This is a genomic window from Streptomyces sp. NPDC031497, assembly GCF_055580905.1.
Window position 1 is genome coordinate 111,768 of the sequence record NZ_JBVIKO010000015.1, and the last position, 24,106, is coordinate 135,873.

19 protein-coding genes are annotated in these 24,106 nt (G+C 71.4%); 10 read left to right on the forward strand and 9 right to left on the reverse strand.

Going from position 1 to position 24,106, the window contains the following annotated elements; genetic code table 11:
• Window positions 1-58: 58 nt before the first annotated feature.
• Window positions 59-867, reverse strand: a protein-coding gene (locus ACZ5K7_RS28350; RefSeq protein ID WP_468917523.1) for an IS5 family transposase whose coding sequence is annotated in 2 segments (ribosomal slippage) — window positions 59-517 and window positions 520-867 — 807 coding nt in all. Because the reading frame shifts where the segments join, the coding sequence is not laid out codon by codon here.
• Window positions 868-962: 95 nt separating this feature from the next.
• The gene (locus ACZ5K7_RS28355; RefSeq protein WP_468917526.1) at window positions 963-1,838 is read right to left on the reverse strand and encodes an undecaprenyl-diphosphate phosphatase; all 876 of its coding nucleotides are present in this window, start codon (window positions 1,836-1,838) and stop codon (window positions 963-965) included.
• A 280-nt stretch (window positions 1,839-2,118) separates the two neighbouring features.
• Here ACZ5K7_RS28355 and ACZ5K7_RS28360 point away from each other — a divergent pair, with 280 nt between their 5' ends.
• The 4 genes from ACZ5K7_RS28360 to ACZ5K7_RS28375 all read left to right on the forward strand — a co-directional run bounded on the left by ACZ5K7_RS28360 (window position 2,119) and on the right by ACZ5K7_RS28375 (window position 6,282).
• Window positions 2,119-3,285, forward strand: coding sequence for a Gfo/Idh/MocA family protein (locus ACZ5K7_RS28360; RefSeq protein WP_468917529.1), 1,167 nt, complete (start codon window positions 2,119-2,121; stop codon window positions 3,283-3,285).
• Window positions 3,282-4,211, forward strand: coding sequence for a DUF6807 domain-containing protein (locus ACZ5K7_RS28365; RefSeq protein WP_468917532.1), 930 nt, complete (start codon window positions 3,282-3,284; stop codon window positions 4,209-4,211). Before ACZ5K7_RS28360 ends, ACZ5K7_RS28365 begins: the two co-directional genes overlap by 4 nt.
• Window positions 4,208-4,933 carry a cupin domain-containing protein gene (locus ACZ5K7_RS28370; protein ID WP_468917535.1) on the forward strand — a complete coding sequence of 242 codons (726 nt, stop codon included), beginning with the start codon at window positions 4,208-4,210 and terminating at the stop codon, window positions 4,931-4,933. Before ACZ5K7_RS28365 ends, ACZ5K7_RS28370 begins: the two co-directional genes overlap by 4 nt.
• 176 nt (window positions 4,934-5,109) lie before the next feature.
• Window positions 5,110-6,282 (forward strand): thiolase family protein, encoded by a 1,173-nt coding sequence (locus ACZ5K7_RS28375; RefSeq protein ID WP_351706175.1) that lies wholly within the window; start codon window positions 5,110-5,112, stop codon window positions 6,280-6,282.
• A gap of 52 nt (window positions 6,283-6,334) precedes the next feature.
• Here ACZ5K7_RS28375 and ACZ5K7_RS28380 read toward each other — a convergent pair whose 3' ends face one another.
• Entirely contained in the window at window positions 6,335-7,132 is a 798-nt protein-coding gene (locus ACZ5K7_RS28380) for a TVP38/TMEM64 family protein (RefSeq protein WP_468917539.1), read from the reverse strand.
• A gap of 333 nt (window positions 7,133-7,465) precedes the next feature.
• Between ACZ5K7_RS28380 and tuf the strand changes: the two genes are divergently transcribed.
• Both tuf and ACZ5K7_RS28390 read left to right on the forward strand, forming a co-directional pair.
• The gene (tuf, locus tag ACZ5K7_RS28385; RefSeq protein ID WP_351706169.1) at window positions 7,466-8,635 is read left to right on the forward strand and encodes an elongation factor Tu; all 1,170 of its coding nucleotides are present in this window, start codon (window positions 7,466-7,468) and stop codon (window positions 8,633-8,635) included.
• A gap of 46 nt (window positions 8,636-8,681) precedes the next feature.
• Complete coding sequence (locus ACZ5K7_RS28390) at window positions 8,682-9,527, forward strand: spermidine synthase (protein WP_351706166.1); 846 nt, start codon at window positions 8,682-8,684, stop codon at window positions 9,525-9,527.
• On the opposite strand, the gene ACZ5K7_RS28395 is transcribed toward ACZ5K7_RS28390, so the two are convergent.
• Together ACZ5K7_RS28395 and ACZ5K7_RS28400 are read right to left on the reverse strand one after the other, a co-directional pair.
• Complete coding sequence (locus ACZ5K7_RS28395; protein ID WP_468917542.1) at window positions 9,489-10,799, reverse strand: MFS transporter; 1,311 nt, start codon at window positions 10,797-10,799, stop codon at window positions 9,489-9,491. The two genes, ACZ5K7_RS28390 and ACZ5K7_RS28395, sit on opposite strands and share 39 nt — an antisense overlap.
• 69 nt (window positions 10,800-10,868) lie before the next feature.
• Window positions 10,869-11,882, reverse strand: coding sequence for a DUF8017 domain-containing protein (locus ACZ5K7_RS28400; protein ID WP_468917545.1), 1,014 nt, complete (start codon window positions 11,880-11,882; stop codon window positions 10,869-10,871).
• Window positions 11,883-12,035: 153 nt separating this feature from the next.
• Here ACZ5K7_RS28400 and ACZ5K7_RS28405 point away from each other — a divergent pair, with 153 nt between their 5' ends.
• The gene (locus tag ACZ5K7_RS28405) at window positions 12,036-12,473 is read left to right on the forward strand and encodes a DUF4442 domain-containing protein (protein ID WP_351706298.1); all 438 of its coding nucleotides are present in this window, start codon (window positions 12,036-12,038) and stop codon (window positions 12,471-12,473) included.
• Between the two features lie 269 nt (window positions 12,474-12,742).
• Here the strand turns inward: ACZ5K7_RS28405 and ACZ5K7_RS28410 are convergent, their stop codons facing one another.
• The 3 genes from ACZ5K7_RS28410 to ACZ5K7_RS28420 form a co-directional block, all read right to left on the reverse strand.
• Window positions 12,743-13,573, reverse strand: coding sequence for an alpha/beta fold hydrolase (locus ACZ5K7_RS28410; protein ID WP_351706125.1), 831 nt, complete (start codon window positions 13,571-13,573; stop codon window positions 12,743-12,745).
• Between the two features lie 134 nt (window positions 13,574-13,707).
• A complete protein-coding gene (locus ACZ5K7_RS28415; RefSeq protein ID WP_468917548.1) occupies window positions 13,708-14,523 on the reverse strand; it encodes an alpha/beta hydrolase in 816 nt (271 codons plus the stop codon).
• Between the two features lie 366 nt (window positions 14,524-14,889).
• On the reverse strand, window positions 14,890-16,089 hold the full coding sequence (locus ACZ5K7_RS28420) for a nuclear transport factor 2 family protein (RefSeq protein ID WP_351706120.1): 1,200 nt from the start codon (window positions 16,087-16,089) through the stop codon (window positions 14,890-14,892).
• 53 nt (window positions 16,090-16,142) lie between these two features.
• On the opposite strand from ACZ5K7_RS28420, the gene ACZ5K7_RS28425 reads away from it, so the two are divergent.
• Window positions 16,143-17,057 carry a LysR family transcriptional regulator gene (locus tag ACZ5K7_RS28425; protein ID WP_468917552.1) on the forward strand — a complete coding sequence of 305 codons (915 nt, stop codon included), beginning with the start codon at window positions 16,143-16,145 and terminating at the stop codon, window positions 17,055-17,057.
• A gap of 400 nt (window positions 17,058-17,457) precedes the next feature.
• On the opposite strand, the gene galU is transcribed toward ACZ5K7_RS28425, so the two are convergent.
• Window positions 17,458-18,408 carry a UTP--glucose-1-phosphate uridylyltransferase GalU gene (gene galU / locus ACZ5K7_RS28430; RefSeq protein ID WP_468917555.1) on the reverse strand — a complete coding sequence of 317 codons (951 nt, stop codon included), beginning with the start codon at window positions 18,406-18,408 and terminating at the stop codon, window positions 17,458-17,460.
• Window positions 18,409-18,823: 415 nt separating this feature from the next.
• On the opposite strand from galU, the gene ACZ5K7_RS28435 reads away from it, so the two are divergent.
• Window positions 18,824-20,650, forward strand: a complete 1,827-nt coding sequence (locus ACZ5K7_RS28435) for an RICIN domain-containing protein (protein WP_468917558.1) — start codon at window positions 18,824-18,826, stop codon at window positions 20,648-20,650.
• Window positions 20,651-21,148: 498 nt separating this feature from the next.
• Window positions 21,149-23,620 carry a beta-glucosidase gene (locus ACZ5K7_RS28440; protein WP_468917560.1) on the forward strand — a complete coding sequence of 824 codons (2,472 nt, stop codon included), beginning with the start codon at window positions 21,149-21,151 and terminating at the stop codon, window positions 23,618-23,620.
• Window positions 23,621-24,106: the final 486 nt, after the last annotated feature.

Genomic DNA, 24,106 nt, shown 5'->3' on the forward strand with positions numbered 1-24,106 from the left:
ATACCGACCTCGTTTCCGTCATGTACGCGAGTGTCCACCAGCTGCCTAAGACGCCATTTCACTTGGTGAGTCTGCGGTGGCATACGAGGGTGGCGGCGATGGCTGTGAAGGCGAGGAAGTGTTCGGGCTTGCGCTCGTAGCGGCGGTGCAGGCGCCGACAGCCGGACTGCCAGGACACGGTCCGCTCCACGACCCAGCGGTGACGTCCCAGGCGTCGGGATGACTCGATGCCCTTGCGGACAAGGCGGTGCCGGATGCCGCGGGAAGCGAGCCATCGCCGCAGGTGACGATAGTCGTAGCCCTTGTCACCGTGCAGTTTGCCGGGCCGCCGGCGACGAGGGCCGCGGCGTGAGCGGATAGGCGGGATGCCCCGGACCAGCGGGATGAGGGCCTGGCTGTCGTGGAGGTTGGCGGCGGAGATGCCGATCGACAGGGGCAGGCCCTGACGGTCGACGATGAGGTGGATTTTCGATCCCTTCTTGCCGCGGTCGGTCGGATTCGGTCCTGTCAGTCGCCCCCTTTGAGAGCCCGGACGCTGACGGAGTCGATCGCACACCGTGACCAGTCCAGCTCACCCCGGGCACCGAGTTCGTCCAGGACCAGGCGGTGGAGCTTGGCCCACACCCGGGCCTCGGTCCATTCGGTGAACCGCCGGAAGGCGGTGACCCCTGACAGCCCGAACCCCGGCGGCAGTTGGTTCCAGGTGCAGCCCGAGGTGGCCACGAAGATGATCGCGGCCAGTACCTCGCGGTCACCTCGCCGACGGTGCCCTCCACCCTGCGGGCGGACCGGCGCCGGTGGCCCCACCCGCTGGAACAGCTCCCACAGGTCTCCCGGCGCCATTCGTTCGACAAGCGCAGCAGTCATCACCCCAGAGTGCCGCAAGATCACGCCAACTGAAATGGCGTCTTAGGCGCTAGGAAATGCTAGATGGCGCCGCCCCCGCCCCCCAACGACGTGCCCTAGCCCGCCGACTCCGCCGCGTGCGGGCTCAGCACGTCCGCCGAGACCAGGGCGATGATCACGATGCCGAGGGCGATGCGGTACCAGACGAACGGCATGAAGCTCTTGTTGGAGATCCACTTCATGAACCAGGCGATGACCGCGTATCCGGACGCGAAGGCGATCACCGTCGCGAACAGGGTCGGGCCCCAGGCCACGTGGCCCTCGCTCACCGAGTCCTTGACCTCGAAGGCGCCGGAGGCCAGTACCGCCGGGATGGCGAGCAGGAAGGAGTAGCGGGCCGCCGCCTCGCGCTTGTAGCCCATGAACAGGCCGCCGCTGATGGTGGCGCCGGAGCGGGAGACGCCCGGGATCAGGGCGCAGGCCTGGCAGAGGCCGTAGATCAGGCCGTCCTTCACGCTCAGGTTCTCCAGCGCCTTGCGCTGCTTGGGCGCCCGGTGCCGGCCGCCCGTCTCGTCGCGGGCGGCCAGCCGGTCGGCGACGCCGATGACGATGCCGACGACTATGAGCATGGTCGCCGTGATGCGCAGATCGCGGAACGGACCCTCGATCTGGTCCTTGAGCGTCACACCCAGCAGGCCGATCGGGATCGAGCCGACGATCACCAGCCAGCCCATCTTGGCGTCGTGATCGCGTCGCATCGCCTTGTCGAACAGCGACCGGAACCAGGCCGAGATGATCCGCCCGATGTCCTTGCGGAAGTAGATCAGCACCGCGGTCTCCGTGCCGATCTGGGTGATCGCCGTGAAGGCGGCGCCCGGGTCCTTCCAGCCGGAGAAGGCCGCGGTCAGCCGCAGATGCGCACTGGAGGAGACGGGCAGGAACTCGGTCAGCCCCTGGACGAGTCCGAGGATCAGCGATTCGAACCAAGACATGAAGGTACGGCGTCCCAGGGGTGAGAGAGGCTGGCGGACGCGCGGGCGCGCGTGATCATGCGTGTGCAACGGCAGCGTAGCGGGCCGCGGTGACAGCGCGGACACAGGGGTTCGGCGGGCGGACAGGAGTGAGGGGGTGTTGACCGGCCTGGGCACCGACGCTTACGTTTCCCCAGGAGAAAGCGCTTGCTCCCGCACATCGGGGTGCGTGTGCGGCGCACGTCGGGCGACGGTTCGCGCCCATCGTCGGTCCCCACCCCGAGGAGTGCTGATCACGCCCATGCCCCGCTCGCCCCTTGCCTCCCTTCCTGGAGCCCCCTTCGCCGGTCGCCGCATCCGGGCCGCCGTCGTCGGTGCCGGCGCCATCGGGCGCGGCTCCCATCTGCCCGCGCTCGCCCGGCTGGCCGCGGAGGGCGAGACCGAGGTCGTCGCCGCCGTTGACATCGATGCCACGGCCGTCGAGGCGTTCAGCGCCGAGGCCGGCATCCCGCACGCCTACACCGACCTGGACCGGATGCTCGCCGAGCAGCGGCCCGACCTGGTCACCATCGGCACCCCGCCGACCCTGCACCGGGACCAGACGGTGGCGGCGCTGCGGGCCGGCGCCTGGGTGTGGTGCGAGAAGCCGCCGGTGCCGTCGCTCGCCGACTTCGACGCGGTCGAGGTCGAGGAGGGCACCGACGGTGGGCCGTACGCGTCCATCGTCTTCCAGCACCGGTTCGGCTCCGCCGCCACCCATGTGCGCCGGCTGCTGGCCGAGGGGGCGCTGGGGCGTCCGCTGGTCGCCCACTGCCAGACCACCTGGTACCGGGACACCGCTTACTACGCCGTGCCCTGGCGGGGCCGCTGGGCGACCGAGGGCGGCGGCCCGGCGATGGGCCACGGCATCCACCAGATGGACCTCCTGCTCGACCTGCTCGGGCCGTGGAGCGAGGTGCGGGGCATGGCCGCCCGGCTGGTGCACGACGTGGAGACCGAGGACGTCTCCACCGCCCTGGTCCGGTTCGCGAACGGCGCCCTGGCGACCGTCGTCAACAGCGTGCTCAGCCCCGACGAGGTCAGCCGTATCCGCATCGACTGCGAGCGCGCCACCGTCGAACTGACCCACCTCTACGGCCACTCCAACGAGAACTGGCGCATCACCCCGGCCCCGGGCGTCCCCGCCGACGAGGCGTCGGGCTGGCAGGACTTCGGCCCGGACGTGCCCAGCTCGCACCTGGCCCAGCTGCGCGAGCTGATCGCCAGCATGCGCGCGGGGGAGCGGCCGCGCAGCAGCGGCGCCGACGGGCGCACCAGCCTTGAGCTGATCACCGCGCTGTACAAGTCGGCGTTCACCGACACCACCGTACGTGCGGGCGAGATCGGTCCCGGTGATCCTTATTACACGGCCCTGCACGGAGGCGCCCCGGGCTGGGCGCCGGTCGAGCGCAAGGAGGTGTCCGCGTGAGCGGCGAGCTGCGGATCACGCACACCCACGGCGACCGGATCAGCGTGACCGAGCCGGTCACCGGGGTACAGCTCTTCGCGTACGTCTACCGGCCCGAGGCGGCCTGGGAGGCACCCAAGCCCTATCTGCACCCGATCCGCACCCTCGCCGGGGACGTCGTCACCGACTACCGGCCCAACGACCACCGCTGGCACAAGGGCCTCTCCCTGACCGCCTCGCACCTGTCCGGCGCGAACCTGTGGGGCGGCAACTCCTACGTCCACGGCGAGGGTTACCTCGTCCTCCCGGAGCGCGTCGGCTTGATGCGCCACGTCGGCTTCGACGAACTGTCCTCGGCGGACGGCCGGCTGGTCCTCGCGGAGCGGCTGACCTGGCATCCGTACGACGGGACGCTGTGGGCGCGGGAGAAGCGGCGCATCGAGGTCCGTGACGTCGACCCCGAATCCGGTTCCTGGGCGCTGACCTGGTCCAGTGCCGTCACCAACGCCCGTGACGAGCCGCTCCGGTTCGGCAGCCCGACCACCGCGGGACGCGAACAGGCGGGCTACACCGGCCTGTTCTGGCGTGGTCCGCGCGCCTTCCGGGACGGCCGGATCCTCGGCCCCGAGGGCGAAGGCCCGGAGCTGATGGGCTCCCAGTCGTCCTGGCTGGCCCTGTCCGGCGAGCACGACGGCGCCGACGGCCACGCCACCGTCGTCTTCGAACACGCCCCGGAGAACGACCACTCGGGCGCGGGCGGCACCCACCCCGCGCACTGGTTCGTGCGCAACGACCCGTTCGCCGGCATCGCCCCTTCCTGGGCCTTCCACGAGGAACTCGAACTGGCCCCGGGGGACACCCTCCGGCGCCGCTACCGGGTCGTCATCGCGAACGGCGCCTGGGAACGCGCCGACATCGCCAAGTACCTGGAGGCGCATCCGTGGTGAGCGGTGGGGAGTCCGGGTTCGCGGGACTGCCGGGCGGGGTCGCGGTCTCGCGCCTGTGCGTGTACGACTGGCCGGCCGCCGACGGTGTGCGCGGCGGAACTCCCCACCTGCACCTGGTCTGTTCGGAGGGGTACGTCGTCACCGGCGGCCGGGGTGCGGTACAGACACTCACCGCCTCCGGGTACCAGGTCACCCCTCTCACGCCCGGCACGGTCGCCTGGTTCACGCCGGGCACCGTGCACCGCCTCGTCAACGAGGACGACCTGCGCATCACCGTCCTGATGCAGAACAGCGGCCTCCCGGAGGCCGGGGACGCGGTGCTGACGCTGCCGCCGCGGTACCTGGCCGACCCGGAGACCTACGCCTCGGTGACCACCGTCCCGGCGGACGCGCCGGCGGCCGAGCGGGAGCGGATCGCCCGCGCCCGCCGCGACCTCGCCCTGGAGGGCTACCGCGCCCTGCGCGAGGCCACCGGCCCGGAGCCGCTGGCCGCCTTCCACCGGGCCGCCGCCGCCCTCGTACGGCCCCGGCTCGCCGACTGGCGGGCCCGCTGGGAGCGCGGCGCCAGGGCGGCCGCCGAGGCCACGGGGGAGCAGCTCGACCGCCTCGAACGGGGCGATGCCGGCCACCTCGCCGACGCCGTCGTACAGGCCGAACAGCCCTATGAGCGGGGCCGGTTCGGGATGTGCGGGCGGCTGGACGTGTACCGGCAGGGGCAGTAGCGCCGCAGAGCCGAAGGAGGGGCGGACGGTCCGGCGACCGTCCGCCCCTCAGCTGTGGGCGGACGCGGTCGGGGACGCCGCTCCAGGAGATGGTTGGAATTTCCTACTCACGGAGTTATGGTGAGTTCGGTTTTCCTACTCACCGGTAATCGAGACTGGCAATCGAGGTCCCCGAGATGCGTGACGCAGTCATCGTCGAAGCCGTACGCACCCCCGTCGGGAAGGGCAAGCCGAACGGGTCCCTGGCGCACGTCCACCCCGTCGAGCTCCTCGCTCACACCCTGCGCACCCTCGTCGAACGCTCCGGCGTCGACCCGGCCCTCATCGACGACGTGATCGGCGGCACCGTCGACCAGGTCGGCGAGCAGGCCATGAACACCACCCGGTACGCCGTGCTCTCGGCGGGCTTCCCGGAGACCGTCCCCGCGACCACCGTCGACCGCCAGTGCGGCTCCTCCCAGCAGGCCGTGCACTTCGCGGCGCAGGGGGTCATGTCCGGGGCCTACGACATCGTCGTGGCCTGCGGCGTCGAGTCGATGAGCCGGGTGCCGATGTGGTCCAACGTGCCGCCCGGCAAGGACCCCTTCGGTCCCGGAGTCGCCGCCCGCTACCCGGAGGGCCTGGTCCCGCAGGGCATCAGCGCCGAGCTGATCGCGGCGAAGTGGTCGATCAGCCGGGCGGAGATGGACGCGTTCGCCGTCTCCTCGCACCAGAAGGCCGCGGCCGCCTGGGAGGCGGGGCTGTTCGACGCCGAGGTGGCGGGCCTGGAAGGGGTCGACCGGGACGAGTCCGTGCGCCCCGGCACCACCGCCGAGATCCTCGCCGGGCTCAAGCCCGCCTACTATGACCCCGGGTTCGCCGAGCGCTTCCCGGGGATCGACTGGAGCGTCACGGCGGGCAACGCCAGCCCGATCAACGACGGCGCGTCCGCCGTGCTGATCATGGCCGGCGAGACCGCCGAGCGGCTCGGGCTGCGGCCGCTGGCCCGCCTGCACGCGTTCGCCGTGACCGGCTCCGACCCGTTGCTGATGCTGACCGGCGTGATCCCGGCGACGGAGAAGGTGCTGCGCAGGGCCGGGCTGAGCCTCGGCGACATCGACCTCTTCGAGGTGAACGAGGCGTTCTCCAGCGTGGTGCTGGCCTGGCGCCAGGAGACCGGGGCGGACCTGTCCAAGGTCAACGTGCACGGCGGGGCCATCGCGCTGGGGCATCCGCTGGGGGCGAGCGGGACGCGGCTGACGACGACGCTGGTGCACGCGATGCGGGAGCGCGGCGCTCGCTTCGGGCTGCAGACCATGTGCGAGGCGGGTGGGCTGGCGAACGCGATGATTCTGGAAGCGGTGCGGTAAGGGAGCGGGCGCCTTCCGGGGTGCCGCGCCATGCCGTCATGCGGCTGCTGCGTCACTGTGGCTGGTCGCGCAGTTCCTCGCGCCCCTGCGGGGCGCTGCGCAGGTGGTGGCGTTTGCGCCAGGCCAGGACCGCGCCCGCCACCGCCGGCACCACGATCGCCGCCACCGAGATCAGGAAGACCGGGGACGTCGGTGTCGAGGCCCGGGCGCCGGCCACCACGTACGCGGCGACGTTCGGGATCGAGCCCAGGCCCGTCGCCAGCAGGAACGGCGCGTAGCGCATCCGGGAGACGGACGCCGCGTAGTTCGCGGCCCAGAACGGGACGCCGGGGAACAGCCGTACCGCCAGCATCGAGCGGAAGCCGTGTTTGCTGAACTGGTTGTCCGCCGCCTTCAGCAGCCGGCCGCGCAGCAGCGGGCGCAGCGCGTCCTGGCCGAGCATCCGGCCGAGCGCGAAGGAGATCCAGGCCCCGAGCAGGGTGCCCGCCATGGCCGCGCCCATGCCCAGTGCCGAGCCGAACAGCGCGCCCGCCGCCAGGTTCAGGAACGGCCGCGGCACGAACGCCACCGTGATCAGGCCGTACGCCACGGCGAAGATCACCACCGCGGTGGTGCCCTCGACCTGGGGCGGCCAGCCCTGCTGCATCAGCTTCTGCGGCTCGAAGAGCAGCACCGACGACGCGGCCGCCGCCAGCAGGGCGACGAGCAGGGACAGCCGGGACCACGGCGACAGCAGCACCCTTGTGCAGCGCGCGGTGAAGCTCACCGGACTGGATACGGCAATGGTCAGCTCCTCGGCGGCGGCCGGGGGTACGGCCGTGGCGGTGCCAGAGCGGTTGGCATCGAGCATTCGGTGACAGTAGCCGAAGCGGATGTGTGATCGCCGTATGGTTCCTGTCCATTGGGCGAAACCCGCGCCACGGAAAACCGTTCGACGTGCGGTGACGGATCGGCAATGATCTGCGTCATGTTCCGGTACGCCTTCCTCCTCGCAGCATCCGCAGCCGCGGATGCTCCGAAGGCTGCCGTGCCCGTTCTCCTGGCCGCTGTCGACGGCGCCCGAAGCTGACCCTCCCCGGATCGTCCGGCGGACCCCCCAGGGGGAGGGTCGGAGGTTCTCCGGGGTCCCCGCGTCCCGTCCTGACGAGACGCTTCACCGCAGTTCAGGCTTCGAGGTAGAGCCATGCCCAAGACGGCATACGTCCGCACCAAACCACATCTCAACATCGGCACGATGGGCCACGTCGACCACGGCAAGACCACCCTGACCGCCGCTATCACCAAGGTCCTCGCCGAGCGCGGCACCGGCACTTTCGTACCGTTCGACCGCATCGACCGGGCCCCCGAGGAGGCCGCCCGCGGCATCACCATCAACATCGCGCACGTCGAGTACGAGACCGACACCCGGCATTACGCCCACGTGGACATGCCGGGCCATGCCGACTACGTCAAGAACATGGTCACCGGGGCCGCGCAGCTGGACGGCGCGATCCTCGTGGTCTCCGCGCTCGACGGGATCATGCCGCAGACCGCCGAACACGTGCTGCTCGCCCGGCAGGTGGGGGTCGACCACATCGTGGTCGCGCTCAACAAGGCCGACGCGGGCGACGAGGAGCTCGCCGACCTCGTGGAGCTGGAGGTCCGTGAACTGCTCACCGCGCAGGGCTACGGCGGCGACGCCGTGCCCGTCGTACGGGTCTCCGGGCTCAAGGCCCTGGAGGGGGACCCGCGGTGGACGGCGTCCATCGAGGCGCTGCTCGACGCGGTGGACACGTACGTGCCGATGCCGGAGCGGTATCTGGACGCGCCGTTCCTGCTGCCGGTGGAGAACGTGCTCACCATCACCGGGCGCGGGACCGTGGTGACCGGTGCCGTGGAGCGGGGGACCGTGCGGGTCGGCGACCGGATCCAGGTGCTCGGCGCGGATGTCGAGACCGTCGTCACCGGCCTGGAGACCTTCGGGAAGCCGATGGCCGAGGCGCAGGCCGGGGACAACGTGGCGCTGCTGTTGCGCGGGGTGCCGCGGGACGCGGTGCGGCGCGGGCACGTGGTGGCGGCGCCGGGGAGTGTGGTGCCGGCGCGGCGGTTCTCGGCGCGGGTGTATGTGCTGTCGGGGCGCGAAGGGGGTCGTACGACCCCTGTCTCCACGGGATACCGCCCGCAGTTCTACATCCGTACGGCGGATGTGGTCGGGGACGTCGACCTCGGCGAGGTGGCGGTCGCCCGGCCCGGGGACACGGTGGAGATGACCGTGGAGCTGGGGCGGGAGGTGCCACTGGAGGCGGGCCTCGGGTTCGCCATCCGGGAGGGCGGCAGGACGGTGGGGGCGGGGACCGTGACCTCGGTGGAGTGAGGGTGCGAGCGTCTCCGGGCAGGCGTGGGCACCGCACAATGGAGAGGTGAACGAAGCCATACCCGTCGTCCGGGTCACCGATCACGGCACCGCCAAGCTCATGCCCGACGTCGACCGGGACCGGGCCTGGCTGCTGACCGTCGACGGGGCGCCCCAGTCGTACGTCGATCTCGACGAGCCGACGCATCTGGAGTTCGAGTACGCCCGGCGGCTCGGGTACGTGCTGGACGCGGTGGCGGAGACCGGGGCGCCCCTGGACGTGCTGCATCTCGGCGGGGGCGCCCTCACGCTGCCCCGGTACGTGGCGGCGACCCGGCCGGGGTCCCGGCAGGACGTCGTGGACGCCGACCGGGGGCTGCTGGACCTGGTCACCGAGCATCTGCCGCTGCCGGCCCCCACCGGGATCGCCCTGCACGCCGCCGATGCCCGGGGGTGGCTGGAGGGCGCTCCCGGCGACTCGGCCGACGTGCTGATCGCCGATGTCTTCGGGGGGTCCCGGATCCCCGCGCATCTGACCTCGCTGGGCTATGCCCGGGAGACCGCGCGGGTGCTGCGGGACGACGGGGTCTACCTGGCCAATCTCGCGGACTCCGCGCCCTTCGACTTCCTGCGCTCGCAACTCGCCACGTTCGCTGCCGTGTTCGAGGAGCTGGCGGTCATCGCCGAGCCGGGGGTGCTGCGCGGGCGGCGGTTCGGGAACGCGGTGCTCATCGCCTCGCACCGGCCCGTCGACACCGCCGTGCTGGCCCGGCGCACGGCCGCCGACGTCTTTCCGGCGCGGGTCGAACACGGGCCCGCGCTGCGGCGGTTCGTCGGCGGGGCCGGCCCGGTCGGGGACGCGGACGCGGTGCCGTCACCCGAGCCCCCCGGCGGAACGTTCGGCATCGGGTGACGCCGGCGTCGGCTCTGCGGTGACCGGGACCGTGCGGCGGGTGAGGTCGCGGACGTCCGGCACCAGCAGGACCGCGGCCGTGACGGCGACGACCAGGCCCGCGCAGCCCCACAGCGCCGGACTCCGGCCGAAAGCGTCCTCCGCGGGGCCCGCCAGCGCGGTCGCCAGCGGCAGCAGGGAGACGGAGCCGAACCAGTCGTAGGCCGAGACCCGGGAGAGCTTGTCCTCGGGTATCTCCTGGTGCAGCACGGTCATCCAGGAGACACCGAAGACCTCGACCGTCGTCCCGGACACGAACATGACCACGTAGAGGATCCCCACCGGGACGGGCACCGCCAGCGCCGCCGAGGGCAGGGCCAGCGGGAAGATGCAGAGGGTGCCGACGAACAGCAGCCGGCGGGGTTTCCAGCGGGTCATCAGCAGGGCGCCGGCCACCGTGCCCGCGCCGAAGGCGCCCAGCGCCAGGCCCCACGGGCCCGGTCCGCCCAGGCTGTCGCGGGCGACGAGCGGGCCGTAGACCGCGTCGGCGGCGCCCACCACCGCGTTCGCGATCGAGAACTGGACGACGATGCCCCACAGCCAGGGGCGCCCCTTGACCTCCTGCCAGCCCTCCCGCAGGTCGGCCAGCATGCCCTCGCCAGGGGCGCGCGGCGGGATATGGCTGACGTCGAGGAACGAGCGCAGCAGGCCGGCGACGGCGAACGCGGCCGCGTCCACCGCCAGCACCCAGCCGGGGCCCACCGCCGCCACCAGCGCACCGCCGAGCGCCGCGCCGCCCAGGGCCGCGCCCTGCATCGCGATCCGGAACACGGCGAAGGCGCGGCCCGCCTGCTCCCCGCTGACCGAGGACATCAGCATGCCCTCGGCCGCCGGGCTGAAGAACGCCTGGCCGGTGCCGCCCAGCGCGGTAAGCAGCATCATCTGCCACAGCCGGGGGTCGCCCGCGAGTACCAGGACGGCGAAGGTGCCCTGGGAGAGGAAGTTGAGGCAGTTGGCCGCGACCATCACCCGGTGGCGGGGGAAGCGGTCCGCCACCGCGCCGCCGATGAGCAGGAACAGCACCAGCGGCAGGGTCCGGGCGGCGGCCACCAGGCCGACGTCCCCGCCGTCGCCACCCGCGTCCAGGACCGCGAACGCGGCGGCGATCAGCGAGCCGTTGGCGCCCAGGCTCGTCACGACCGCCGCCGCGGTCAGCAGGCTGTAGTTGCGGCCCGCCCAGCCGGGTCTGCGCAGGCGGGCGGGGGTGCCGGGGGCGTCGGAGGTGGAGGTCACCGCCTGACTATCCCTGCCGGGGGTCCGGCCTGCCAAACCGTTTGGTGGGCTTCCGGACCCCTGATCAGGTCAGCTCGCGGTCGGGGTGCCGTGCAGCCGGACCGTGCTGAGGATCTTCATGATCGTCGCCGTGGGGACCTCGCCGTCGACGCCCTTGGCGCCGTAGAAGTCCCAGGACACCAGGTCGCCGGCCGAGTTCTCGAAGCCGAACGTGATCGACTTGCCGTCGCTCGCGCACTTGCCCTTCTGCGGGGTGTGCGCCGAACGCGCCCAGGCGTAGGCGCCCTTGAGGCCGGACGCGGTGGTGTAGGCGGTGGCCTTCTTGTCGTAGGTGATGCTCTTCTTGTCCGGCTGCGTGTAGCCGCCGTACACCCACCAGGGGACCTCCCGGACGGCCGCGTCACCGCCGCCCTTCGCGCCGCTCTCGCCCTTGGTGCCGACCGCCGCGAGGGACGTGTCCTCGGTCCTGCCGTCCTTGTCGTCGTCGCTCGTGCACCACTTCGACTTGTACTGGGCGGCCCCCGACATGGTGACGATCGGCTTGCCGTCCTTGTCCTCGAAGCCGATGGACGTACCGGGGGTCAGCACCTCCCAGTCGGCCGGCACGTCGAAGGCCGTGCCCCACTTGGGGTTCACGACGGTCTTCCAGCCCGCGACCGTCGGCTTCTCGGTCTCGTCACCGCGCGGGTTGTCGTCCGTCGAGGCGGACGCGGAGACGGTCGGCGACGGCGTCGCCGACTGGGTCGCCCGCTGGTCCTTCCCGCTGTCCGCCTCGTCGTCCTTGTTGCCGCCGAGCACCAGGAACCCGGTCACCCCGGCCGCCACGACGACGGCCGCGGCCGCGAGAATCGCGACCAGCTTCGTCCGGTTGCCGCCTCCGCCTCCGCCCCCGCCCTGCGGTGCCTGCGGCCCGCCGGCCGGTCCCGGCGGACCCCACTGCGGCTGCTGCCCGTACCCGCCCGGCTGCGGATACTGCTGGTATCCGGGCTGCTGGTACGGATTCGGCTGCTGGTAACCCGGTTGCTGATACGGGTTGCTCTGCGGGTACTGCTCGCCCCCTGGCGGCTGCTGTTCTGGCCACATGGCTCGTAACCCTAGTGGCGCCCGGGGCGTCTTACATCCTTGGCGCCGGCGCCCACGACACCAGGTCGCCGCCGCGATGACGACGATCTGTGCGCCGGCACTGTTCAGACTCTGCTACCCGCGAGTAACATGACCGTCATGAGCACTGACCAGATGTCGATCGGCGAGATGCTCGCCGCCACGGTCCCGATGGTGCGGACCCTCAACCTGGAGTACCTGGAGACCACTCCGGAGCGGGCCGTGCTGTCCCTGCCGGACCAGGGCGACTTCCACAACCACATCGGCGGGCCGCACGCGGGTGCGATGTTCACCCTCGCCGAGTCGGCGAGCGGCGCGATCGTCCTCGCCGCCTTCGGCGACCAGCTCTCCCGGGCCGTGCCGCTCGCCGTCAGCGCCGAGATCGCCTACAAGAAGGTGGCTCTCGGACCGGTCAGGGCGACCGCGACCCTGGGCCGCCCGATCGCCGACGTCGTCGCCGAACTCGACGAGGGCAAGCGCCCCGAGTTCCCGGTCGCCGTCGCCATCCAGCGCGAGGACGGCGCGGTCACCGGCGAGATGACCGTGACCTGGACACTGCGCCCCAACAGCTGAGCGGTCGGAGACGCTCAAGTCCGCGGCGACCGGGGCGGGGCGGAGTGGCGGGCCGGCCGATCGGCGGCGCCGATGCGTGAGCGGCTTCAGATGCGGGGCGGGCGGCCGGCGGGCCACCGCCACCGCGTGATGCCGTCCGCCACATGGTCGGCGACGGCGCCGAGCGGGCCGGCCTGCCCGCGGACTCCCCGCCGCACCGTCCGGCGTGCGGCTTCACCCGCCGCCGGCAGGTCAGGGGCCCGCTGGGGGAGTCCGCTCAGCAGTCCCGGCTACTCCTCGATGAAGGCGAGGATGTCGGGGTTGAGGACGTCCGGGTGCGTCGACAACATGCCGTGCGGGTAGCCGTCGTAGCTCTTGAGCCGGCCGTTCTTGAGCAGTTCGGCGGACTTCGGGCCGGCGTCGGCGTACGGCACGACCTGGTCACCGGTGCCGTGCATGACGAGCACCGGGACCTCGATCTTCTTGAGGTCCTCGGTGAAGTCGGTCTCGGAGAAGGCCTTGATGCACTCGTAGTGTGCGTTGGCCGCGCCGGTCATGCCCTGGAGCCACCAACGGTCGATCAGGGCCTGCGACTTCTCGACCCCGGGCTGGTCGAAGTTGTAGAACGGCCCCGACGGCACGTCGATGTAGAACTGGGCGCGGTTGGCGGCCAGCGCGGCGCGGAACCCGTCGAACACCTCGATGGGCAGGCCTTCCGGGTTGCTCTCTTTCTTGATCATGACTGGCGGTACGGCCGCGACGAGGACGGCCTTGGAGACCCGCCCCGGCTTGGCCAGCGCGACATAGCGGGCTACCTCGCCGCCGCCGGTGGAGTGGCCGATGTGCACCGCGTCCTTCAGGTCGAGGGCGTCGGTCAGCGCGACGACGTCGGCCGCGTAGGTGTCCATGTCGTGACCGGTGGCGGTCTGGCTCGACCGGCCGTGGCCGCGTCGGTCATGGGCGATGACGCGGTACCCCTTGGACAGGAAGTACAGCAACTGGTTGTCCCAGTCGTCGGCGCTCAGCGGCCAACCGTGATGGAAGACGATGGGCTTGCCGTCGCGGGGGCCCCAGTCCTTGTAGAAGATGGTCGTGCCGTCGGATGTGGTGACCGTGCTCATTGCTCATCCTTACGTGAGGCCGGCCGGTCCGGCCGGATCGAAGGGATCGGCCGGATCGGACGGTCCTGGGCAGGCACGGACTCCGCGGCCGAGAGGGATGCGCCGGTCGGGAGACGCGTCGGCCACCCGCCGCCTCATCGTACGGACGAGGCCGCCGACTGGATCACTTTCGTCACGGCTCCCGGGTCCGACACGAGCGTGAGGTGCGAACCGCCCTGGTAGACGGTCACGTTGGACTTCGCGCGGCGCGCCATCATCCTCTCCGAGCTGGGCGTGATGATCTGGTCGCCGGTGCTGATGAAATACCAGGAGGGGATCGTTTTCCACGCCTGGTACTTGGACGGGGTGTTGAAGGCCACCGTGGTCGCGGCGCGCTGGGTGGCCCACAGGTTGACCGCCTGGTCATGGGGCACACTGCTCGCGAACTTCGTGACGAACACGTTCTCCTTGAGGTACAGCGCGGACGCCTTGGACGGTGCGTTCGCGTACGGCACGGCGTCGTACAGATCGGCCGGCTTCCCCTTGGTCAGGACCGACGTCGCGCCGCTGAGCTGCGCCGTGGTCTCCCCGACCGCCGGTACGGCGGCGTCGACGTAGACGAGTGCCTTGACGTTGGCGACTCCCTGGGCGGCGTTGGTGATCACCGAGCCACCGTAGGAGTGCCCCACCAGGACGATCGGGCCCTTGATGCTCTTGAGGAAGTACTGGACGGTCTGCGCGTCGGTCGTCAGGTTCTCCAGCGGGTTGCCGATGGCCCGCACCGTGTAGCCCGCGCGGCGCAGGAGAGTGACCTCGCCGTTCCAGCTCGACGTGTCCGCCCACGCGCCGTGCACGAGGACGATCGTGGGTTTCGTCTGTTTGCCGGCTGCGTGGCCGGTGGCTGCCGCACCGCCCGGCGGGGCCGCGGCAGCCATGCTGGTGACGGCGATCGCGACTGCCGTCAGAGTCATCGGGAGATTCCGCCGCCGTGCGGTGGACGCCATCGGAAGCCTCCTTGTTCCAGCTTCTGCGGAGGGAACGCGTCGCGTGACAGGAAGGAAAGGCCGGGCTCGCGGTCGTGAAGAAGCCCGCGCTGGACCGGTGAACACGTCCCTGGCTCTCCACACGACGGTAGCGCCATGCCGCCGCATCAGCACCTGGGCCCGGAACGACCTGGCCGGAGCGTCGGAGAGGTCTCCTCGGATCAGCTGGCGGGCGGCTGACCGCTCGGCAGCGAAGTTGGGCGCCCGCACCGCGCTGACCTGGGCGGACTGGAATGGATGTGCAGGGGATATGCACGTGGGAGCCGACCCGCGCGGGCATCGCTTCCCGTGCTCTCAGGTGTGCCGGTGATAGGCCTTGTTGGCGATGCGCCAGGTGTCGTCGGGGCGGACCAGCAGGAAGATGTCGGTGAACGTGTCCGGACCGTGCGAGAGCGTCATGGTTGCGGTCGCGACGGTGCCGTGGACGTCGACGGCGTCGATGCGGCGGAAGCGGGTCGGTTCGTCCGGAGCCGGCCGGCCATGGAAGAGAGCGCAGTAGTCGTCCAGGCGCCACGAGACGAATGTGCCGTCCCGGATTCCCTCGATGTGGGCGGTGGCCAGGAACGCGTCGCGGAAGTGGGTGGGGTCGCCGGTGGCGTGTCCGCGGATGTAGGCGCGAAGGGGTTCCAGCACGGCATCTTCCACGGCGGGCACCGTGGCGGCAACGGCGATGTCGGCTGAAAGGCCGGCAGAACTGCCGGCCAGGTGGGTTGCGCTGCGCAGGGGGGTGTTGGATGCGCCGGCCAGCAGAACCATGTCCTTGATCAGCGCGCCGATCGTGAATTCGGCCGGGCCGGTGGCCGGTTGATCGGTGAGGAAGGTTCGTTTTCGGGCTACGAGCCCGCCGAGCTGGCCGAGTTCGAGGATGTCCAGCACCTGGGCGCGGGGCAGGGAGAGAGCGTCGGCTTGTTGCAGTGAGTCGCGCAGTGCGAGGACGGCGCCGGCGAGGCTGTTGTTGGCGATCAGCTTGAGCGCGGCGGCGGTGGGGGCGTCATCGACGCGCCGCACGGTGCCCAGTGCTGCCAGGACCGGTCGGGCTCGATCGAGTGTGTCCAGGTCGGCGGCGGCGAGAATCTGCAGCGTGCCGGCGGCGGCAGCCGGCACGGAGCCGAGCACGGGCGCGTGGACGTAGCGCCGGCCGAGTCGCCGGGCCAGCGTCGATGCCTCGGTGGGGGCGATGGTACTGGTGTTCAGCACGATCGTGTCTGCTCGTAGCGAGTCGCGGACGTCGTCGAGGACCTGCCGGCAGGCCGGTCCGTCGAACAACGCCAGGAGCACGAGATCGGCCTTCGCCACGGCGTCGTTCGGAGCGACGGTCGTCCTGACCGTGCCCGAAGTGCGCCCGGAGCGGGTCCAGCCGACGACGTCCCGGCCCTGGGCGGCCAGTCGTGTCGCCATCGCGTCGCCCATGCGTCCCAGGCCGAGGACGGCAATGGTGTGCGGTGTGGTCATGCGTGCCAGAGTCGTGCACCGCCATGGCTGCGACAAGCGCATGTTCTGCAGGACCGCTCTGCGGGATTCGCATAGCTCGTGGGCATACTGGGGCCATGGACCTGACGGTGTGGCGGACCTTCGTGACCGTGTGCCGACTCGGGTCGCTGTCGTCGGCGGCCGCCGAGCTCCATCACACGCAGTCGGCGGTTTCCCGGCAGATCGCCGGGCTGGAGCAGCAGCTCGGTGTGGCTCTGGTGGACCGCCATGCGCGTGGAGTGCGCCCCACACCGGCCGGCGAGGTGTTCCATCGCCACGCCCTGCTCGTGCTCAACGAGGCCGACCGTGCCGTTCGCGCCGTACGAGACGTGCGTGACGGGGCGTTCGACCGGCCGCTGGCCGTCGGAGCCACACCCTCGCTTGCCGCGGGAATCGTCCCTGAGGCCATCCGGGGTCTGCTGGAGCGGGCCGGGTCCGTCCGGTGGAGCCTGCTGCCCGGCCTGAGCGCCCAGCTGCACAGCCGCGTGATCGCCGGCGATCTCGACGTTGCCGTCGTCACTGATGCGCCACCAGGGCTGCCCCAGGACCCGCTGGTCGAACGCCGGTTCCTCGGGCTGGACGAGATGGTCGTCGTGCTGCCCGCCGGCCATCCGCAGGCCGGGCGCGGCCCGCTGCACATGGACGCGTTGGCCGACCAGATCTGGGTCGAGGACAACGACGGCTCGGCGGCGCTGCTGCGCCAGCACGCCGCCCGCGCCGGAGTCAGCGCCCACATCGACCTGACCGCGGCCGATCTGCTCGGCAAGCTGGCTCTGGTCGCAACCGGTCATGCCATCGCGCTGATTCCCGGGGTGCTGACGGGCGCGCTGCGGGCCGACGTCACCACGGTGGCCCTGGTCGATCCGCCGACCCGCGGCATCTACACGCTCACACCACGCCGTGACCCCCACCCCTGCGCGGTGCCCCTGCTCGACCGGCTCGCGACAGCCTTCGCCTCGGTTGCCTGCGGGGGTCTGCGGCGACCCCTGTGATCGCATCGTCCCTCGCAGCTCGACGTACGGCACGGCCTCGTCCGCCACGCCCCGGTGCGGTCAACAGGTCACCCGATGGGTCGGGGGTGTCGTGCTCAAGACGTGCGCGGGTGGGTGGCGGAGCGGGAGAGGGGGCTCGTCCCGGGCCGGCCGAAACTGTCGGCAGGCCCGGGCCGCAGGAACCGAACGCGTCTGCTCGGCGATGGTCACCGGCTCACCCCGACGGTTCACCGCCTTCCTCTCGTTCCTCTCGGGAGGCCTCATCCGCTGTATCTCCTGCACGGGCTGACCGGCGACCCCATGGTGCCGGCCGTTGTGAACGTGTCTGCCCGGGCCCGACGGCTGAGCGGAGCCGCTGCGACCGGGCGGCTGTACGGCCTTCCCCTCTCGCGTGGCTCGCTCAGGCGGCCCGGTCGGAGTGCCGTGCCGTCTCGCCGGCTGTCAGGCCCGCCACGAACTCCTTCAGCCACGCCGTGAACTCGGGCCCCAGATCCGGGCGTTCGCAGGCGAGCCGGACCACCGTGCGCAGATAGTCGGCCTTGTCGCCGGTGTCGTAGCGCATCCCGTCGAAGACGACCCCGTGCACCGTGCCGCCCGCGGCCAGTTCCTGGAGTGCGTCGGTCAGCTGGATCTCGCCGCCCCGGCCGGGCGCGGTCCGCTCCAGGACGCCGAACACCTCGGGGTCGAGCACATAGCGCCCGATGACCGCGTAGTTGCTGGGCGCGTTCTCCAGTGACGGCTTCTCCACCAGACCGGTCACCCGCACCACGCCGTCCTCGGCGGTGTGCTCGACGGCGGCACAGCCGTAGAGGTGGACCTGCGACGGATCGACCTTCATCAGCGCCACCACACTGCCCTCGAAGCGGTCGCGGACGTCCAGCATCCGGCTGAGCAGGGTCTCGCGCGCGTCGATCAGGTCGTCACCGAGGAGCACCGCGAACGGCTGGTCGCCCACATGGTGCTTGGCGCACAGCACCGCGTGGCCGAGGCCGAGCGGGTCGCCCTGGCGGATGTGGTGGATGTCGGCGAGCCGCGCGGGATCGCGTACGGCGTCCAGGCGCACGGTGTCGCCCTTGGCGGCCAGTGCCTGCTCCAGCTCGAAGGCGTTGTCGAAGTGGTCCTCGATGGCCCGCTTGTGCCGGCCGGTGACCATGAGGATGTCGTCGAGCCCGGCCTGGGCGGCCTCCTCGACGACGTACTGGATCGCCGGCTTGTCGACGACCGGCAGCATCTCCTTCGGGGTCGCCTTGGTGGCGGGCAGGAACCGGGTGCCCAGTCCGGCGGCCGGGACGACGGCCTTGCGCACCGACCGGGGGGACGTGGGGGCGGGGGAGGTGTGGGGGGCGGTCATGCGGCACATGCTGGCCCACCGGGATGAGAGCGGGCCGAGAGAAACGTGGGAGACGGCTGTGGACGGCAGGGTTCCGCCGCCGGTGACCGCGGCCGCCCGGGAGTTGAAGGTTTCGTGTGCCATCGGGCCCGTGGCGCGCACAAGTTGAACCTGTGAACCCGCTGAATCCAATCCGATCGGGGATACCGGCGGTAACTTATCTGAATTTCCTGAACTTTGAACTCAGGTCACCCCAACTTCTTGTTTCCTGTGAGGCCCGTGTGCGAAGGTGAGCCTCCCCGCGGGAGGGTCCAGAGACCGGCATGGCCGTTAGTCCGGTCCTTATGGGCTCCAAAAGGTATGCACCAATCAGGCACTGCATTCCGTCAGGACGCCATTTTGCGTGCCGTCCTGCGGCTCGGAAGGAAATGGTTCAGTGCAATCCCCTTACCCCCCACGCCCGCCTTTCCCGCCTCGTCCCGGTTCGAGCCCGGGGGAGTCCGACCGCGATCTCGTCGCCCAGCTCACCGGAACCCCCGCGGCCAGGCATCATGCCGTCGCCCTGCTGCTCACCCGGCACTGGCGTGCCACCTGCGACTACGCGGCCGTCTGCCTGGCCTCCGCCGCCCCCGTCGCGCAGCTGGTCGCCAGCGCCGCCTTCGAGCGGGTGCTCGGCCGGCTGGCCGGCGGCGCGATCGGCGGCGCCCTGCGTCCACAGCTCCTCGTGGCCGTACGGGAGACGGTCCGCGCCTGGGCCGCCGACGAAGCCATTTCCGTGGTCGTACCGGAACTGCGCAAAACCACCGGCGGCCGCGGACTCAGTGCCGCGAGACCGGGCACCCCGGAAAGACGGCAACTCGCCGAACGCGCTTTCCAGGCTCTTCCCGGGGCCTCGCAATGCCTCCTCTGGCACACCGAGGTCGAAGCCGAACCCATAAACATACCCGCCAGTCTGTCGGGTGTCGACGCCCCTACCGCGACGGCCGCCCTCGACCAGGCCCGTGAACAATTCCGGGTCGGAGTGGTACGCGCCCACCGGGAACTCGCGCCTTCGAAGGAATGCCGTTTCTACAACCGTCTCCTCGACGTCCCCATGCGCCGGGGCGGCTCTCTGCTCCCCGATGTGCAGAAGCACCTGACGGTGTGCCGGTTCTGCCGGCACGCCGCCGAACAGCTCAGCCACTTCGACGGCGGCCTGGAGGTGCTGCTCGCCGAGACCGTGCTCGGCTGGGGCGCCCGGCGCTATCTCGACTCACGGCCCGGCCGCGGTGCCGTCGAGGCCTGGCCGGTCGGCGCCGAACCCGAGCCCGTGGCGGTGCCCGGCGGACGGCACCGCACGGTGTCCGAGTCCGGTCGGCGCAAGGCCCTGCTGGCCGGCGCCGGCCTTGTCTCCCTCGCGCTGCTCGCCACTGTGCTGGTGGCCAAGGGCTGGTCCGATGACAACGGTGTCCCCGACCCCGGCACCACCACCTGGGGCGCCCCCAGCGCCAGTACCACCCGGCCCGGCCCCGACCGGAAGGCGTCCGCCGGCACCTCCCCGTCCCCGGCCTCCGTGGGCGAGCCCGTCGAGATCGCCCACGGCAGGCTGCGCAGCCTCGATGCCGGGCTCTGCCTGGACGTGCGCGGCGGCCGGCCCCGGCTGGGCGCGGACCTGCGGCTCGGCAAGTGTTCGGACGCCGGGTCCCAGCAGTGGTCGTACCAGGACGACGGCCTGCTGCGCGGCGCGCTCGACCCCAGCCTCTGTCTCGCCGCCGACCCGGGCACGCACCGGGTCGTGGTCTCCGGCTGCCTCGTGCACGCGGGCGAGGTGTCCTACGACCTGACCGTCCGCGGTGAGCTCCTGCTGCGCTGGGACCAGGACCTCGCGCTGGCCGTGGACGGTACGAAGGTGGTCGTGGCCCGGCGTGACGGATCGTTCCGGCAGCGCTGGGAGCTGGCGTCGGGCGGCGGGGGCGAGCCGGTGACGCCGGGCGCCACGCACTCCGCGCCACCCGGACCGAAGAAGGGCGAGGGGTCGGAACTCCCCGCGCCCCCGCCGGATCCGGAGGCTCCGCCGCAGGTGCCCGGGAGTCCGCGGGAGCCGTACAGCACACGGGTCGCGCAGGTCGGCTCCCACGACGGTCCCGCCCCGGTGGTGCCGGCCGGTCCGCCGGAGCGGCCCGAGCCCGTCGCGACGCTCGCCGGAACGGTCGGCGACGTCCTGGAGGCCGTGCCGGGCACGGTGACGGGGGTCGTGAGCGGGGTGGGAAGCCTGCTCGGCTGAGCGCTCCGCTGGAAGTGCCGCTGGAAGTGCCGCTGGAAGTGCCGTGCTTGGCCGTCGACCGAGCGCGGCACCGTCGTAGCTGGTCGCGCGGTTCCTCCCCCAGCCTTCGGCTGGGGGTACCCCCAGCACCCCTTCGGGGCGTCGCCCTACCTGAGCGGGCTTCGCCGTACCCGCTCAGCCGGGCGGTGGAGGTCCACGCGCCGGAGCGGTGGAGGTCCAGCGGATGGATCGGTGGAGGGCCACGGTGTGAAGTGGCCCTCCGTTTTCGGTTCTTGTCGGCACCGGATTCGGCTCTTGTCGGCACTGGTCCGTTTTTTGTTCAGATCGTTGACACGAGTCACCACCGGATCTACGTTTCCGACGCGCCGGTGGTGCGGTTGACGGTTCGTCAAGGTCGTGTGGCGGATGGTGCGTTCACATGCCGAACGCGGTCCGGGCACCCGGGCGCGCCTTCGCGGTCCACATCGTCGTGCCCGCACACCGAAGGAGTGACGGCTCATGTCCGAAACCGTCTCCCGACGATCCGCCCTGCGACTGACGGCCGGTGCCATCGCGGTCGCCGCCGCGGCCACCGGCGGACTTGTCCCGCTCACCGCCGCCGCGGCGACCGGGGGACCCGAGGCCGGAGCCGGCCCCCGGGTCGAGCGGCTGATCGCCAGACTCACACTGGACGAGAAGATCTCCCTGCTGCACGGGGCCACCGACCCCGACTCGCTTGGCCAGGCCGGCTACGTGCCCGGCGTCCCCCGGCTGGACATCCCGCCCCTCAGACTCGCCGACGGCCCGGCCGGCGTCCGTATCACCGAACACGCCACCGCCCTGCCCGCCCCCGTCCTGCTCGCCGCCGCCTTCGACCCCGGGCTGGCCCGCCGCTACGGCCAGGTGATCGGCCGCGAGGGCCGCGCCCTCGGCCAGGACGTCCTGCTCTCCCCGATGGTCAACCTCATCCGCACCCCCTACGCGGGCCGCAACTTCGAGACCTTCAGCGAGGACCCGCTGCTCGCCTCCGACCTGGTCGCCGCCGAGATCGGCGGTATCCAGGGCGAGGGCCTGATCGCGACCGTCAAGCACTTCGCCCTCAACAACCAGGAGAAGGACCGCAACTCGATCGACGTGCGCGCCGGCGAACAGACCATGCACGAGATCGAACTGCGCGGCTTCGAGGCGGCGGTGGCGGCCGGCACCGGCGCGGTCATGGGCGCCTACAACAAGGTGAACGGCACTTTCGCCTGCGAGAACAAGACCCTCCTCACCGACGTCCTGCGCGACCAGTGGGGCTTTCGGGGCTGGGTGATGACCGACTGGTTCGCCGCGCACAGCACCGTCGCCGCGATCACGGCCGGCCTCGACATGGAGATGCCGGACGGCACGTACTTCGGTACGGCCCTCAAGTCCGCGGTGCGGAACGGCAGTGTGGCCGAGAAGTACCTCGACCGGGCGGTTCGGCGGATCCTCTCGGTGATGGACCGCTTCGGCCTCCTCGACGGCAGCGCCCCGCCGCGCCCCGGCCGCGACGCCGAGGCGGGCGCGGCCGTGGCCCTGGAGGTCGCCAAGGCGGGCGCGACCCTGCTGCGCAACGAGCGCCGCACCCTGCCCCTGGACGGCGGCGGTATCGCGGTGATCGGACCGACCGGCAGCCTGCCCTTCGTCAGCGGCGGCGGCAGCGCCCATGTCGTCCCCGACCGCGCCGACAGCCCCCTCGACGCCATCAGGGCCCGGGCGCACGGCACGGTCACCTACGCACTCGGCGAGGACCTCTTCGGCAAGGCGGTGCCGTCGACCGCCCTCGGCCCCGCCTTCGACAGCGAGGGGCAGCAGGTCGCCGCGGGGAAGACCTGGGAGTACGACGGCACGCTCACCGTGGGCGAGACCGACGAGTGGACTCTCATCCTCCATTTCTCGTCCGCGGCCACCGCCCGGCCCACGGTCCTGCTGGACGGCGAGGACCTGTTCCCCCTCGCCCCCGGATACGGCGAGTACTTCTCCGGTGGGCTCGTCGCCGTCGCCCCCGACGGCCTCGGCGTCCGCCGTGCCACCCTCCGACTCGCCAAGGGCGTTCACAAGTTGAAGATCACGGCGGCGGGCGGCGACTCCGGTCTGCTGTTCCGGCTGCGCCGGATCACCGGAGCCACCCGGGCCCAGGACGTCGCCGAGGCCGTGAGCGCGGCCCGCGCCGCCCGCCATGCCGTGCTGTTCGCCTACGAGGACGCCACCGAGGGCCTCGACCGCACGACCCTCGCCCTCCCCGGCCACCAGGAACAGCTGATCCGGGCGGTGACCGCGGCCAACCCGCGCACCACCGTCGTCCTCAACACCTCGTCGGCCACCTCGACGCCGTGGCTCGCGGACACCGGAGCCGTGCTGCAGATGTACTACCCAGGCCAGGAGGGCGCGGCCGCCACCGCCGCCGTCCTCTTCGGCGACAGCGACCCCGGCGGGCGCCTCACCCAGTCCTTCCCGGTCGACGACGACCACCACCCGGTCGCTGGCGACCCGCGCCGCTACCCCGGCGTCGACGGTACCGAGGAGTACTCGGAGGGCATCCACGTCGGCTACCGGTGGTACGACGCGCAGGGCGTGCGGCCCCTCTTCCCCTTCGGGCACGGACTGTCGTACACCTCCTTCGCCTACTCCGACGCTCAGGCGCGCTGGACGCGCGGCGGTCTGGAGGTGACGTTCAGCGTGCGCAACACCGGTCGCAGGACGGGGGTCGAGGTGCCGCAGGTGTACGTCGGACCCTCGCCCGACCTCCGACTCGACCAGGCGGTACGGGTGTTGGGCGGGTTCCGGCGACTGGAGCTGCGGGCGGGGGAGCGGCGGCGGGTCACCGTGCGGGTCACCGCGCGCACCCTGTCGTCGTGGGACGCCCGGCGTCATCGCTGGACGCTCGGTACCGGACGGCGCACCGTCTGGGTGGACGCCTCCTCGGGCGACCTGAGGCTGCGCACCGGCGCACGGGTGAGCGACTGAGACCACTGAATCCGTGTCAATGGGCGGTCGGCGGGCGAAGGCTCTCCGACCGCTTTACTTCAAGGGTTTACAAGGATTTTCCCCATCGCGTGTTTCACGTGAAGTAATACACTTGGCGACAGGTTTTTGTCAGGCTTGGGTCGGCGTTCGTGCAGGCTTCGTGCAGGAGTGGGCGCCACGCGTTTCCGGTGTGCCAGGATCGAGCCAGCGGACCGAAGTCATCCGGAATTTACAGAGCTCGGCGCGGCCGCACGGGGTGTTGCGCCGGGGTGAGTGACGGGTGAATGGCCGGGGTGCTTTGACGGTCTTGTGACGGTGTGACGTCTGTGCTCCACCGGTTCGACCGCCGTTCCGGTGCAGTGGATTACCCGGATTTTCGGCTCTTGCGGTGAATTCCCCCGACTGGCCGAATCAATACCCCCGGGCGTGATAGGGCCGTCCCGTTATTGACCCGCGAGTAATGAACTCGCTAGTTTCCGGGGGCCT

Bases quoted from the DNA above. Each gene is read 5' to 3' on its own strand.
- ACZ5K7_RS28355 (WP_468917526.1), bottom strand. From the start codon at position 1,838: ATGTCTTGGTTCGAATCGCTGATCCTCGGACTCGTCCAGGGGCTGACC.
- ACZ5K7_RS28360 (WP_468917529.1), top strand. From the start codon at position 2,119: ATGCCCCGCTCGCCCCTTGCCTCCCTTCCTGGAGCCCCCTTCGCCGGT.
- ACZ5K7_RS28375 (WP_351706175.1), top strand. From the start codon at position 5,110: ATGCGTGACGCAGTCATCGTCGAAGCCGTACGCACCCCCGTCGGGAAG.
- ACZ5K7_RS28380 (WP_468917539.1), bottom strand. From the start codon at position 7,132: ATGCTCGATGCCAACCGCTCTGGCACCGCCACGGCCGTACCCCCGGCC.
- tuf (WP_351706169.1), top strand. From the start codon at position 7,466: ATGCCCAAGACGGCATACGTCCGCACCAAACCACATCTCAACATCGGC.
- ACZ5K7_RS28400 (WP_468917545.1), bottom strand. From the start codon at position 11,882: ATGTGGCCAGAACAGCAGCCGCCAGGGGGCGAGCAGTACCCGCAGAGC.
- ACZ5K7_RS28405 (WP_351706298.1), top strand. From the start codon at position 12,036: ATGTCGATCGGCGAGATGCTCGCCGCCACGGTCCCGATGGTGCGGACC.
- ACZ5K7_RS28410 (WP_351706125.1), bottom strand. From the start codon at position 13,573: ATGAGCACGGTCACCACATCCGACGGCACGACCATCTTCTACAAGGAC.
- ACZ5K7_RS28415 (WP_468917548.1), bottom strand. From the start codon at position 14,523: ATGACTCTGACGGCAGTCGCGATCGCCGTCACCAGCATGGCTGCCGCG.
- ACZ5K7_RS28420 (WP_351706120.1), bottom strand. From the start codon at position 16,089: ATGCGCTTGTCGCAGCCATGGCGGTGCACGACTCTGGCACGCATGACC.
- ACZ5K7_RS28425 (WP_468917552.1), top strand. From the start codon at position 16,143: ATGGACCTGACGGTGTGGCGGACCTTCGTGACCGTGTGCCGACTCGGG.
- galU (WP_468917555.1), bottom strand. From the start codon at position 18,408: ATGACCGCCCCCCACACCTCCCCCGCCCCCACGTCCCCCCGGTCGGTG.
- ACZ5K7_RS28440 (WP_468917560.1), top strand. From the start codon at position 21,149: ATGTCCGAAACCGTCTCCCGACGATCCGCCCTGCGACTGACGGCCGGT.